The sequence below is a fragment of the Oryzibacillus soli genome, from assembly GCF_051594765.1.
Classification (GTDB): Bacteria; Bacillota; Bacilli; order Paenibacillales; family NBRC-103111; genus Paenibacillus_AR.
The window spans coordinates 42296-54565 of sequence record NZ_JBPPGJ010000029.1 but is presented as its reverse complement, the minus strand read 5'-3'; the positions used below and the strand labels follow the sequence as shown (position 1 = coordinate 54565).

At 55.4% G+C, this 12270-nt stretch carries 12 protein-coding genes and 1 riboswitch; of the genes, 10 read left to right on the top strand and 2 right to left on the bottom strand.

Annotated features, from left to right (window positions below; genetic code table 11):
* The first annotated feature begins 345 nt into the window (after positions 1 to 345).
* From ACSEXW_RS26605 to ACSEXW_RS26595, 3 genes are all read left to right on the top strand, one after another.
* The gene (locus ACSEXW_RS26605) at positions 346 to 1182 is read left to right on the top strand and encodes a nucleotidyltransferase domain-containing protein (RefSeq protein ID WP_438449222.1); all 837 of its coding nucleotides are present in this window, start codon (positions 346 to 348) and stop codon (positions 1180 to 1182) included.
* Between the two features lie 74 nt (positions 1183 to 1256).
* Positions 1257 to 1631, top strand: a complete 375-nt coding sequence (locus tag ACSEXW_RS26600; protein WP_438449221.1) for a glyoxalase superfamily protein — start codon at positions 1257 to 1259, stop codon at positions 1629 to 1631.
* A gap of 49 nt (positions 1632 to 1680) precedes the next feature.
* The gene (locus tag ACSEXW_RS26595) at positions 1681 to 2076 is read left to right on the top strand and encodes a hypothetical protein (protein WP_438449220.1); all 396 of its coding nucleotides are present in this window, start codon (positions 1681 to 1683) and stop codon (positions 2074 to 2076) included.
* Between the two features lie 72 nt (positions 2077 to 2148).
* Here the strand turns inward: ACSEXW_RS26595 and ACSEXW_RS26590 are convergent, their stop codons facing one another.
* Positions 2149 to 3717, bottom strand: coding sequence for a multicopper oxidase family protein (locus ACSEXW_RS26590; protein ID WP_438449219.1), 1569 nt, complete (start codon positions 3715 to 3717; stop codon positions 2149 to 2151).
* A gap of 149 nt (positions 3718 to 3866) precedes the next feature.
* On the opposite strand from ACSEXW_RS26590, the gene ACSEXW_RS26585 reads away from it, so the two are divergent.
* The 7 genes from ACSEXW_RS26585 to ACSEXW_RS26555 all read left to right on the top strand — a co-directional run bounded on the left by ACSEXW_RS26585 (position 3867) and on the right by ACSEXW_RS26555 (position 11231).
* Positions 3867 to 4574, top strand: a complete 708-nt coding sequence (locus ACSEXW_RS26585; RefSeq protein ID WP_438449218.1) for a response regulator transcription factor — start codon at positions 3867 to 3869, stop codon at positions 4572 to 4574.
* Complete coding sequence (locus ACSEXW_RS26580; protein WP_438449217.1) at positions 4571 to 5953, top strand: sensor histidine kinase; 1383 nt, start codon at positions 4571 to 4573, stop codon at positions 5951 to 5953. The genes ACSEXW_RS26585 and ACSEXW_RS26580 overlap by 4 nt, the downstream gene beginning before the upstream one ends.
* A 168-nt stretch (positions 5954 to 6121) precedes the next feature.
* Positions 6122 to 6598, top strand: a complete 477-nt coding sequence (locus tag ACSEXW_RS26575; RefSeq protein ID WP_438449216.1) for a hypothetical protein — start codon at positions 6122 to 6124, stop codon at positions 6596 to 6598.
* Positions 6595 to 7974, top strand: coding sequence for a 4Fe-4S binding protein (locus ACSEXW_RS26570; protein ID WP_438449215.1), 1380 nt, complete (start codon positions 6595 to 6597; stop codon positions 7972 to 7974). The genes ACSEXW_RS26575 and ACSEXW_RS26570 overlap by 4 nt, the downstream gene beginning before the upstream one ends.
* A gap of 147 nt (positions 7975 to 8121) precedes the next feature.
* A riboswitch (cobalamin riboswitch) is annotated at positions 8122 to 8319 on the top strand.
* A 111-nt stretch (positions 8320 to 8430) separates the two neighbouring features.
* On the top strand, positions 8431 to 9882 hold the full coding sequence (locus ACSEXW_RS26565; protein ID WP_438449214.1) for a cobyrinic acid a,c-diamide synthase CobB: 1452 nt from the start codon (positions 8431 to 8433) through the stop codon (positions 9880 to 9882).
* On the top strand, positions 9875 to 10447 hold the full coding sequence (locus ACSEXW_RS26560) for a cob(I)yrinic acid a,c-diamide adenosyltransferase (RefSeq protein ID WP_438449213.1): 573 nt from the start codon (positions 9875 to 9877) through the stop codon (positions 10445 to 10447). The genes ACSEXW_RS26565 and ACSEXW_RS26560 overlap by 8 nt, the downstream gene beginning before the upstream one ends.
* A 151-nt stretch (positions 10448 to 10598) precedes the next feature.
* Positions 10599 to 11231: a nitroreductase family protein gene (locus ACSEXW_RS26555; RefSeq protein ID WP_438449212.1), complete on the top strand. Its 633-nt coding sequence runs from the start codon at positions 10599 to 10601 to the stop codon at positions 11229 to 11231.
* A 60-nt stretch (positions 11232 to 11291) separates the two neighbouring features.
* Here ACSEXW_RS26555 and ACSEXW_RS26550 read toward each other — a convergent pair whose 3' ends face one another.
* Positions 11292 to 12251 (bottom strand): alginate lyase family protein, encoded by a 960-nt coding sequence (locus ACSEXW_RS26550; RefSeq protein WP_438449211.1) that lies wholly within the window; start codon positions 12249 to 12251, stop codon positions 11292 to 11294.
* Between the last annotated feature and the right edge of the window lie 19 nt (positions 12252 to 12270).

Here is a 12270-nt window from a genome sequence, read left to right as displayed (position 1 = left end):
GCAGGTAACGAGGCCCCTTTTCAGGGGCTCGCCCGTGAACCCACGCGGTTGGCAGCCATTTCAGAGCGCCTTTAGGCGCCGGCTAGTAACATGCCCTTATAGGGCTAATGGAAGCCACCGGCTAAGCCGGTGGTTATGACTCTTTTGCCTGCGGCGGGGGGATCCAGATTGTGGTAAACTGTTGGATATTAGGATGGATGAATCTGTATTTTAGATTTAAGAACAATGATGGAGTTCACATAGAAGAATTGAAACAGTGGGCAAGGAATAACGAAATAAAGGTAACTAGGGGGACAATTTATAGTTGGTTTTAATATATGTCTAAATTTGAGAAGGTGCATGCATTTGAAGTATCGTTCAAGACATACAAAAAGAGACGAAAGCCTACCCCATGTCCGGCAAGCGTTATTAGAAACGATTGTACATTCATTAAAGTTAAGAACAGAAGTGATAGGGATTTTTATAGGGGGCTCCATTGCTCAAGGAACTGCTGACCAATTCTCTGATATTGACTTGCGTGTAGTTGTACAAGAAGATGCACTATCCCGATACATCGAATCTAAACAGGAAATCGTAAAAGAATGGGGAAACGTTCTATTCTTTGAAGATTATTATCCGAAAGCACCCTTTACAATCGCGCACTATGACACCTTTCTAAAGGTCGATGTGTTTTTTTACAATACGAAAACCCTGCAGCCCTCGATCTGGCTTAAGGGCATAAAGATTTTGTTTGATCCTGATGAGATCATTAGTCAAATCCACGCCAAATCGGAAGCATTAAAATACAAGGTAACACAGGATGATGTATTCCGGTGGAGGGGCAAAGTCTTCGCTTACATGCACGAAATTTACCGAAGGGTCTTGCGTAGGGAATATTATTATGCACTGACGAATCTGAATAACTTGAGACATTTTATCGTTCAAGGATGGGATTTGGAGACAGATAGATTGCCTAATGAAGCGTGGGACTGGTCAAAGATAGAGGGAGAACGAACTCACCTCATGCCATGGCAATTAACAATGCTTGAAAGCTGGGATTGCAGCCGGAATGAAATCGAAATCATGAAAACCTTGACAAGTATGATTCCAGAGCTTTCAAGGATTTATCATCAATTGATTGAGATGACGGGAATAATTGAAGAAAACAATAAATGGGATGAGATCATCAATCAAGTGCTATAGCAAGTGAAGAAAGATCCTTCGAGAAGAGGCGACGTTGGCGATATATATATAACATGCTAGGAGAAGATGGATCCATGAAGCTTCAAGTCGTAATTCCGATCCTTCGGATCTTTGATGCAGAAAAAGCGGTAGAGTTCTATATCGATTACTTAGGATTTCAGTTGGATTGGGAGCATCGGTTTGAAGATCATTTGCCATTGTATATGCAGGTTTCCAAAGATCAATTGAGGTTACATTTAAGCGAGCATTATGGGGACTGCACTCCAGGTGCTGCAATTAGGATTGAAATGGAAGAAGTAACTGCATTTCAAAGAAGTTTGTTGGAGAAACAATATCGTTTTTCACGACCTGGATTGGAAAGAACGTCTTGGGGAACGGAAGAATGCTGTGTGACGGATCCGTTTGGCAATAGGATTATATTCTATGAGGAGATAAACAACAGCGTGTAGGCGAAAGACCGGTAGTCGAATTTCATTCGTACCCATTGGAGGAAACCACATGTTCGTCTATGAAGCCATCGATACGACTTGGTTGAAGAAGCTGCAAGAGTATCAGTTTAAGAAGCCGCTGGAGGATGGGATGCCGCCCGCGGATCATTGGGTTGTAAACCCGGATAAGCAGGAGGCGCTCTATTATATCGGTTGGGTATCCGATGCCATCCTGCGTTGCAATGGCGAAGATATGTATGAGTTTGCCTTTTTCGTTAAAGACCACTGTATACGAGTCACGGCTTATCTATTTCCAGCAGACTCTAGCGAAGGGTGGAACAAGAGCAACAAGCTTCTGATTGGGGAAACGTCGTGGACCGGGTTAAGCCGGGAGGAAGTTGAAGAAGATGTGAAGGACGCGATTACGACTTACTTAACGTGCCGGAATAGGGGAAGAAGGTCGTAATAGCATCCGCAAAGCGCAGCACGCCCAAAAAGAAAGAAGAGGGGACGCCCCTCTTCCTCATTAGGTGCTCCGTCATTCCGGCTTATTGCCGGACTTCGGATCCGCGACAAAGTCGCTCTTATAGTCGGAATATAAGAGATGCGTGACCATCCCTGCCGAAGCGTGATGCAGGTCGTGGCAGTGGAACATCCAATCCCCTGAATTCCCTGCTTCGAAAGCCACCACATATTCCTCGCCCGGCTTCAGGTTCAAGGTATCCTTCACAATCGGAGACCCAGAGAGCGGCGTGCCGTTATGGCTCAAGACCTGGAAGAAGTGCCCGTGAAGATGCATCGGATGATCATCGCTCTTGGAGAGATTGACCAGCTTCACCTGGACCTTGTCCCCCTTTTTCACGCGAATGGTCTCCGTATTCGGATAGGCTCGGCCGTTAATGGTGTACATGGTGGCGCCATCGCGGTTCTCCGTCCCGAGATTCATGGTGTACGTCAGATCGTATGGCCCATTTAGCTTGAACGGAGCAGGCCCCGATTGACCATATGCTGCGATATTCAGGGTCGGCAGCCCCGTTTCCATGTCGTTGGGTGTGTCGGTGCCGCCGCGAGTTCCCTCGTAGGCGATCTTGATCTTCATCCCTTTCACCCCAGGCTCCGATCCGTGAGCTTCCAGGAACCAGTCGCCGGGGCGGTTGGCTTCGAATTCCACATCGTAACGCTCTCCCGGAGCAATGCTCAAGAACGAATCCTTCAGCAGCCCGGGTTGGTTCACAGACTGGCCGTCCGTTGCCGTTATCTTCCACTCGTGCCCGTGGAGGTGGAGGGCATGGGACTTGTAACCGGCGTTGATGATGCGCAGCCGGACATGGTCCCCCTGCTTCACCGCAAGACTCTGAACCGATGTGCCGCTGCGGCCATTTATGGTCAGCAGATCGTACATGCTCATGTCGTGAGCCGCAGAACCGGAGGACATGCCATGACCGGAATGGGATTCATGGACCCCTGCAGAAGCGGCAGGGGAAGGGGTACCGGATATCCATTCGTCCAGCATCACCACATAATCCCGGTCGATGGGATCCGCGGCGGATTCAACAATGAAGGAGCCGTACAAGCCGCGGTCAATCTGATTGACACTGTCTTGATGGGAATGGTACCAGTACGTCCCGGGCACAGAGGCCTTAAACTGATACGTGAACGATTGACCGGGCTGAACCGCATTCTGAGTCACGCCTGGAATTCCGTCCATGCTGATGGGTACGGGGAGCCCATGCCAATGGATAGAGACCGGCTCCGGCAGCGTGTTCTTCAAGGTTATCTTCACTTGATCCCCTTGACGTACCCGAATCTCAGGTCCCGGAACCGAATTATTGAAGGTCCAGACCGGTATAATCTTCCCGGATTCAATCTCCAGATTGCTCGCCTGTGCAGTCAAGGTGAACTCTGTCTGTCGAATAGCCGACATGGCAACGGTCTTCGTTAACCCTGAGGTATCGGAACCCGTGGTTGGCATCGGGGCTGAATCCGTGTGCTTCTCCGAGTGATTCATACCTTCCATGGAGTGCTCCGAGCCTGTGCCGGAGCAGCCTGCTAGAAGGAACGCGAACAGTCCTGCAGCGGCTGCCGTTCGAATCAAGTGCTTGCGCATCCTATTCCTCCGTCCTTTGATAACAACTTTAACGTTATAATAATTCGCAGTTGTGTAGAAAGTGTGGAGTTGGTAAAGAATGCTGCCTTCATCGTTTCCACATATTTGGGGGATATAATAAGGGAAATCTTGCAGGATCGGGTGGTACCATGAACAGAATTAAAGTGTTGGTTGTCGACGACGAGTGGAATATGCGGAATCTGCTCCGGATCTATCTGACCCGAAAGGGGATGGAGGTTAAGGAAGCCACCAACGGCCAAGAGGCTCTGGAACAGCTGCGGAACGCCGCGTATGATCTTATCTTGTTGGACGTCATGATGCCGGATATGGACGGGTGGGAGGTATGCAGGAAGATCCGGGAGAAGGATATGACCCCCATCCTGATGCTCACGGCCCGGACGGAGGTCAAGGATAAGGTTCAAGGACTCGGCTTGGGGGCCGATGATTATCTGACCAAGCCCTTCGATCCCGACGAGCTGATTGCCAGGGTATACGCCCTGCTCCGGCGGTCGGCCTACCAGCAGCAGCATATGGTCACGGAGGAACGCTTGGAAGCGCCGGGAATGATCATCTATCCGGAGGGCCGCCAGGTTCATGTGGATCAACAGCCGGTGGAGCTGACCCAGAAGGAGTTCGACCTATTCCTGCTGCTCGCCCGCAGTCCGCACCGGGCCTTCTCCCGCGAGATCCTGGTTGAAGCCTTGTGGGGGCATGATTATCTGGGAGATTCCCGGGTCGTCGATACCCATATTAAGAATATCCGCGAAAAAATCCAACGGGCCGGTCTGTCCTACAACCCGATCCAAACGGTGTGGGGGGTCGGCTACAAGTTCCAGTCCCAAGGTGAAGCCACATGAGGATCAACCGGATCGGCTTGAAGCTGGGGGCCGTCATCATTGCCCTATTCATTATCATCTTGACCTTCCTGGGGCTCGTCATCGACCGGGTGTTCTCCTCCTTCTATCATACGAAGATGAAGGAGGATGTTCAGGATCTGGCCACTCACTTCGCCAGCATGGCCAAGTCTCACGACACGAGCTCCGAGGAGATGATGCAGACCTATGCGGACTTCTCGAACGTGAGCATCTATCTGATCCATCTGAACACCGGAGATCCCATCAGCCTGGGCCGGCTTAAGATCCAGGATGCCGAGTTCCTCCAGCCATCCGATCTAGCCGGACTGCGGGCGGGCCATTCGTTATTCCGTGAATTCGCGGCCCAAGACGGAGAGAGCTACTTCGTCTCCGCAAGGCCGGTTCCGGAGGAAGGCATTGCGATCTATGTCCTGTCCTCCATGCAAAGCATGGACGAATCCCTAAGACGGGTCCGCAGCTACTTGCTGCTGTCGGGGGGCGGAGCTTTTGCGCTGGCGCTGGGGTTCACGTATGTCGTGTCCCAAATTCTGTCCCGTCCCATGGTCCAGATGGAGCAGGCGACACGCCGTATCGCCAAGGGAGAGCTGGAAACCCGGGTGGAGGTACGGTCCAGCGACGAGATCGGCAACTTGGGTGCGGCCATCAACGATCTGGCCCGGGATCTGCAGCATTACCGGGATACGCGGCAGGAATTCTTCGCGAATATCTCCCACGAGCTGCGTACGCCCATTACCTACTTGGAGGGCTATGCCAAGGTACTGACGGACGGATTGTACGACTCCGAGGAGGAGAAGGTGCAATACCTGACCATTATCTATCAAGAGTCCTTAAGGCTGAGCCGGCTCATCCATGACCTCTTCGAGCTCTCCAAGATGGAGGAAGGGAAGATTCATCTCCTGATGGAATGGCTCGATCTGTCGGAGCTGGCGGAGAACAGCGTTCAGAAGGTACAGCTGAAGGCAAGGGAAAAAGGCCTGTCCCTTCACTACGAGAAGGCCGATATCCCACTCGTCTATGCGGACGGTCTTCGGATGGAGCAGGTTGTCCTGAACATTCTGGAGAATGCCATCCGGTATACGGAGCAGGGGACGATCCGGGTGCGGTTATCGGCACAACCCGAGTCCGTCCATCTGATCGTGGAGGATACGGGAAGGGGAATACCGCAGGAGGAGCTTCCTTATATCTTCGAGAGGTTCTACCGAGTGGAGAAGTCCAGGTCCCGCGAGCACGGAGGCAGCGGATTAGGCTTGGCCATCGTGAAGAAGCTGATGGAGCTCCAAGGAGGGACGGTTGAGGTGGCCAGCGAACCGGGAGCAGGCACCCGCTTCGTCATCTCTCTGCCTACAAGCGGCCCGGCATAGGAAGGAGGCTGTCCGATGGGACAGTCTCTTTCTATTTGGGGCGTGAAGGTTTTGTGAACAATCGCGGTTTAACGGGATTCCGATCGAGGATGTCCATCGATCCACATCGTTTCTCCATACTTTCTTCCTAGAATAGAGCCAGTAGCATCGAGAAGAAAGGAAGATCGGATGATGAAAAAAATCGCCATCGCCGCGGGATTGGCCGGTGTGGTCCTCTTCGCCGGCACCGCATGGGCAGACGAAGCCAAGAAGGACGAGCATGCCGGTCATGGAACCACACAGGTTCAACCGGCAGCCAAGCAAGAGGCCGTGAAGAGTCCGGTTCCGAGCCCGGCGCCGGCACCCGCTGCCGATGCCCACGCGGCCCACAATATGACAACGGAGGAGCACAGCAAGATGTCTACGCCTGCGGAGCAGCACGCCACATCGTCAACGGATGCGCATGCCTCCCATGGTTCGACCGGCAGCGCCACCTCCAATGGGACGCACGAAAGCTCAAGCACCGGCGGCCACGGGAGCCATGAGAACGTGGTGGAAACCCCGCCCAACCTGCCGGTTCTATATGCCTTCGGCGCAGTTAACGCCGCATTCATCCTGATTGGAATCTGGAACAAGCGGTTCCGGAAGAAGGAGGGGCTAGCATGAGCACACCGGTACGCAGCACTTCGCAATCCCCTGATGTCTCCGCCGCCGGCAAGCGGTACAATCTGTTGGACGTTCCTGCTATCCGGGCCTTCGTGCGCAGCAGATGGTACCCGGGTATTTTCCAGTGGGCGGCTATGGTCGTCTTCTCCGTCATTGTCTACGAACTGGCGGCCGGCACGATGAACCCGAGCCGGAACTTCGGTACCTCCTTAACCTGGGTGCTCTGGTGGCCCGCTATCCCGGTGATCTTCCTGGTGCTGGGCCGATTCTGGTGCGCCGTCTGTCCCTTCGGAAAGATCAGCGACATCGTCCGGAAGCTGGTCGGCTCCGAGAGACCCATGCCAGCCTTCCTGAAGAAATACGGGATCTGGCTGATCGATCTGTTCTTCATTCTGATCACCTGGTCCGACCACATCTGGGGAATCGTCGAGTCCCCTCGCGGTTCCGGATACCTGCTGCTTCTCTTGACCACGATGGTGGTGGGAACGTCGGTATTCTACGAACGGCGGACCTTCTGCAAAACGCTGTGCTTCCTGGGCGGCCTGGCCGGGAATTATTCCCGGTCCGGCATGCTGGAGCTCCGGGGCACTCCGGACATCTGCAAAACGTGCAAGACCCAGTCCTGCTACAAGGGCAACGAGAAGGCGGAAGGATGTCCGATGTTCGAGTTCCCCCGAACCATGGAAAGCAGCGCGGACTGCAATCTGTGCGGCAACTGCGTGAAGACCTGTCCGAACAATTCGATCCGGATCTCCCCCCGCAAGCCGACGGCTGAGCTGTGGGGCATCAAGAAGCCGAAGGCCGAGCATGCGTTTCTGGCTGCGGTCATCATGGGGATCGTCTTCGTACAGAATATCACCATGCTGGAGATCTGGGACCGCATCCTGACCGGCATCAGCAAGGTCACCCAGACCACGAACTACAACGTGAATTTCACCGTGGCTTTCGTTCTCTCCATGATGCTCCCGATCGCCATGCTGTGGGTCACCGCCCGCTTAACGGCCGGCTCGAAGAGCGCGGAGAAGGTCCGGGAGAACTTCGTCCGGTTCGGCTACGCCATTATCCCGCTGGACCTGGCTGGCCATCTGGCGCACAACCTGTTCCATGCCTTCACAGAGGGCAAGGCGATCTGGTTCAATACCGTGAGCCTGTTCGGTTACCAGCTCTCCGGAGACCTGAGTTTGGCATCCGCCGGAACCGTCCAATGGCTTCAATATCTTGTCGTTGTGCTCGGTACCGTGGGCTCGGCTTATACGGTCTATCGGATCGGCCAACGGGCATCGTGGCGGAAGCTGCTTCCGTATTACGTTCTGATGGCGGTCCTGGCCGTGATCAACCTCTATCTGTTCTCGCTGCCGATGATGCATCGGGTATAAGATCAAGCTTCCTGAAAAAATGGAGACTCCGTGATGATTCACGGGGTCTTCGTTTTGGTGATGGAGCGGAAACTATCAGAGGACGAAGCAGCCGGGTTCAATAGACGAATCCATAGACATATGGTATATTGAGAATTATTTTCTATACCGTAAGCTTCGGGAACGGGTGTCGGGTGTTCACAGCCCGACTTAATAGGGAAACCGGTGAAAATCCGGTACGGTCGCGCCACTGTAAGCGGGGAGCCGCTCCAAATTAGCCACTGCTTCATGGAACATGAAGCGGGAAGGCGGGAGATCAGGTGAAGAGCCGCAAGTCAGGAGACCTGCCCGTTCTTCGCTCACCTCATATCCTACGCGTCATAGGGTGGTGTAAGTGGATTCGATACGCGTAGGCATCTCCCGGCGGAGATGCTTATTTGTGCGTGCTGGGGCTTCAGAAGGAGGGATCGGAACGGCATGATATCCGAGATAGGGGGCGGAATCCCCCGCTTGGTGATAGCGGGCACCGGGAGCGGTGCCGGCAAAACGACCGTCACCATCGGTCTGATGGCGGCCTTGAAACGCCGCGGGCTGGCGGTGCAAGGCTTCAAATGCGGCCCGGACTACATCGATCCGAGCTATCACACTGCAGTCACCGGCAGAATCTCCCGGAATCTGGACACCTGGATGACGACTCTGGACGTGATGAGGGAGATCTTCCTGCGAGGATCCAGAGAAGCGGACATTTCCGTGATCGAAGGGGTTATGGGCATGTTCGACGGGAAGGATCCGTTGGCCAATACCGGATCGACGGCGGAGATCGCCGAGCTGTTGGCCGCACCGGTGCTGTTGGTCGTAAACGCCTCCAGCATCGGCCGGACAGCGGCCGCCATGGTGCTGGGCTTCCGCGAGCTGGCGGGTCCGGGCCGGATCGCCGGCGTTATAGCCAACCAATGCGGCAGTGAAGCCCACTTCCGCCTCGTCCAAGCCGCCGTCGAGCAAGTATGCGGCATCCCGGTGGTTGGCTGGCTGGGCAGAGAAGAGGGGCTCCAGGTGCCGGAGCGGCATCTGGGACTGGTACCTGCCATCGAACGGGGAGAGCTGGAGCCGTTCTTCGAGCGGGCGGCGGATGCGGTGGAGCAGGGTGTGGATCTGGACGCGCTGCTGGAGCTGGCCCGCCGGGTCCCGCCCCTGCCTTGGCCGGAGAAGTGGGTGTTCTCCACGCCTGCCGGCGGAACGGATCAAGCGGACGTGAATCCTCAGACGGAGGATTCGCTCACCATCGCCGTAGCCATGGATGCGGCGTTCAACTTTTATTACCCTGAGAATCTGGAGCTGTTGGAAGAGCTGGGAGCCCGTATCCAACCGTTCAGCCCCTTAGCCGGGGAGCCGGTACCGCCGGAAGCGGATGGCGTCTATATCGGAGGCGGCTTCCCCGAGGAATTTGCGGAGCAGCTGGCGCAGGCCGGACATGTGGGCCGGGATCTGAAGGCCCGGGCCGAGGTGGGACTGCCGATATTCGCCGAATGCGGGGGATATATGTATCTGAGCCGCTCCATTACGGACCAGTCCGGCCGGACGTTCCCGATGGCGGGCATCATTCCCGCAGAGGTGCGGATGCAGTCCAAGCTCTCGTCCTTCGGCTATCGGGAGGTAACGGGGCTCCGGGACGGCGTGCTCCTGGCCGAGGGGGATACGATCCGGGGACACGAGTATCATTATTCCACCTTGACTCCCGATTCGGAGATCTACCCTCACGCTTACGATACCAAAGGACTGCGCGGAGCCGGCCAAGACGGCTATGCTACCGATACCTTAACGGCGGGATATACCCACGTGCACTTCGCCTCGAATCCGGAAGCCGCCAAGCGGCTGGTTGCGAGATGTGCAGCGTACAGGAGAAGAAGAGGAGGAAGCGGACATGAGTGAGACGGAACAGACGGCACCGGACAAGAGAAGCAAAAGGAAGGGCTATACCCTGGTCTACACAGGGGATGGCAAAGGGAAAACCACCGCAGCCGTCGGGCTGGCCGTTCGTGCGGCGGGCCGGGGCTATAAGGTGCTGATTCTTCAGTATATCAAATCACCGAAGCGCAGCTATGGGGAACAGCTGATCCTGACCCAGATCGGAATTGACGTCCGGCAGCTGGGAGTCGGCTTCACGTGGACTAAGACACCGGAGGAGCACCGCAGCGCGCTTCGGGAGGCTTGGGCGATGACCCGGGAGGAAGTGATGAACGGCGATTGGGATATGGTGATCTTGGATGAGATCCACAATGCGCTGGCAATCGACCGATTCCCGGTTGACGACGTTCTCCCGTTGGAGGGAGTCTTGGAGCTGATCCGCAGCAGGCCTCGGCACCTGCATCTCGTGCTGACCGGTCGGGGCGCCAAGCCGGAGGTGATCGCCGCGGCGGATCTAGTGTCGGAGGTCGTGGCGGTGAAGCATTATTACGAGGAAGGCATAACTGCTATGCCGGGGTTGGAGTTCTGACCGTTTCACCGTTCCGAGTAACCCTGGGATCAGATATTTTTTGGAAAAAATATGGCGTTCCTGTTGACAGACGGAGCGCTTCTTTTTATACTGTAACTATTAAAGAAACAGTAATTAAATCTATAACAGTTGATGAATGGAGGAAACTCATATGACTCAAAAAGTTCAATCGGATTTCTTCACCCTTATTCGGGAGCGCCAATCCATCCGCAGCTATGATCCGTCCGTCCGCATTCCTGCCGAAGAGCTGAAGGAGATGCTGGCCGAAGCAGCCCTGGCACCGTCCTCGTCCAATCTCCAGCCCTGGCGGTTCCTGGTTGTCGATGACCCGGCCGTGAAGGAGAAGCTGCTTCCGATCGCCAATAACCAGAAGCAAGTGGTGGACTCCGCCGCCACCGTCATCCTGCTCGGAGACACAGAGGCCTACAAGCAAGCGGACAAAATCTACGATCTTGCCGTTGAAGCCGGCATGCCCAAGGAAGCCCGCGACAGCTACGTTCCCCGGATGAAGGAAGCCTACCGTTCCATGCCTCCGGAAGTCGCACGCGGCGTCGCTCTCGTGGACGGCGGATTGGTGGCCATGCAGCTGATGCTGGTTGCCAAGGCTCACGGGTACGATACGGTTCCGATGGGCGGCTTCTCCGCTGAGAAGCTGATCGAGGAGTTCAAGATCCCCTCCAACCTGGTGCCGGTGATGCTGATTTCCATCGGTAAGGCTCTGAACCCGGGCTTCCCGAAAGCGCGTCTGCCGGTGGAGGATGTCACCTACTGGAACCACCTGTAATTCAATAACCGCACGTTAAAAAAGGCCTTTCCGACATCGATCGGAAGGGCCTTTTTGCGATCAAAATTGAAGCTCCGGGTAATTCCAGGCGTAGGAATGGAAAAAGCCGGTGTTCCGGTTCCGGTTGCCGATTACAGGGCGGTGGGGGGCAACGAACCGTTCATAGTCGGGCTCATCATAAATCATCGACATGGCTTCGAACAAATCCACCGGCCACGTGTCGGACGCGAACGGCTCCGGAAGGCTCTGGTCCTTCTCATAGGGCCATTCCGAGGAGTGCTCAACGGCATAATAGAATAAGGTGTCCAGCGCTTTCTTCAGGCTTTTGCCGCCTGGGGAGGTCCAGTGGAACAAGTCCTCGCCCGTTACGTCCCGGATGAGCTTCGCGGCGGCGGTGGCAGGAGCCAAGGCGAAGTAATGATACCAGATCGCCTTGTTGCCCCGCATGGTCTCTTCAGGAATCAGTCCATCCGGCGATAGGGAGGAGTCGATATGCTCCTTCAGTTGAACAGCCGTTTCCTCGAACCGGGCATAGTCGCCCGTCAACCGAAACAAGGCCAATCGGGCATACAGGCTCCAGTTCCACCAGTTGTTCCGGATCGGAATACTCTCCCATTCCGGCAGGCACACCCGGGTCATCCAGCCGGTGAACCGGTCTTGATCCTCCCGGGTCCAGCCGGGATAAGCTTGAAGCCATCCCGCGGCTTGAAGCAGTCCGGCTCCCAGATAAGCGGAAACCAGGGGGCCGTCATGGCCCGCAATGGACTGATTAACGGACGCCCAGGCATGGAGCAGCTCCTTGGCTTTGTCCGCATAGGCGGAACGTCCGGTCCAGCGGTAAGCCAGTGCCGTGGTATAGGCGGTCTGCACATCCGCTTCCATCAACCGCTTGGCCGCCGTATGGCCGGCTGTATCCCAATAATACCCGGGGATCTCCCACACGGGCAGGGCGTGGTTCACTGCCGTCAGGTTGGCGTCCGCCGCTTGGAGCAGCTGTTGGAGTGTTTTGGATTCGGTCATCGGGTGCTTATCCTCCTTC

What these genes read in the sequence shown, in the direction of transcription:
- ACSEXW_RS26600 (WP_438449221.1), top strand. Translation starts at nt 1,257, where the DNA reads ATGAAGCTTCAAGTCGTAATTCCGATCCTTCGGATCTTTGATGCAGAA.
- ACSEXW_RS26595 (WP_438449220.1), top strand. Translation starts at nt 1,681, where the DNA reads ATGTTCGTCTATGAAGCCATCGATACGACTTGGTTGAAGAAGCTGCAA.
- ACSEXW_RS26590 (WP_438449219.1), bottom strand. Translation starts at nt 3,717, where the DNA reads ATGCGCAAGCACTTGATTCGAACGGCAGCCGCTGCAGGACTGTTCGCG.
- ACSEXW_RS26585 (WP_438449218.1), top strand. Translation starts at nt 3,867, where the DNA reads ATGAACAGAATTAAAGTGTTGGTTGTCGACGACGAGTGGAATATGCGG.
- ACSEXW_RS26580 (WP_438449217.1), top strand. Translation starts at nt 4,571, where the DNA reads ATGAGGATCAACCGGATCGGCTTGAAGCTGGGGGCCGTCATCATTGCC.
- ACSEXW_RS26575 (WP_438449216.1), top strand. Translation starts at nt 6,122, where the DNA reads ATGATGAAAAAAATCGCCATCGCCGCGGGATTGGCCGGTGTGGTCCTC.
- ACSEXW_RS26570 (WP_438449215.1), top strand. Translation starts at nt 6,595, where the DNA reads ATGAGCACACCGGTACGCAGCACTTCGCAATCCCCTGATGTCTCCGCC.
- ACSEXW_RS26565 (WP_438449214.1), top strand. Translation starts at nt 8,431, where the DNA reads ATGATATCCGAGATAGGGGGCGGAATCCCCCGCTTGGTGATAGCGGGC.
- ACSEXW_RS26560 (WP_438449213.1), top strand. Translation starts at nt 9,875, where the DNA reads ATGAGTGAGACGGAACAGACGGCACCGGACAAGAGAAGCAAAAGGAAG.
- ACSEXW_RS26555 (WP_438449212.1), top strand. Translation starts at nt 10,599, where the DNA reads ATGACTCAAAAAGTTCAATCGGATTTCTTCACCCTTATTCGGGAGCGC.
- ACSEXW_RS26550 (WP_438449211.1), bottom strand. Translation starts at nt 12,251, where the DNA reads ATGACCGAATCCAAAACACTCCAACAGCTGCTCCAAGCGGCGGACGCC.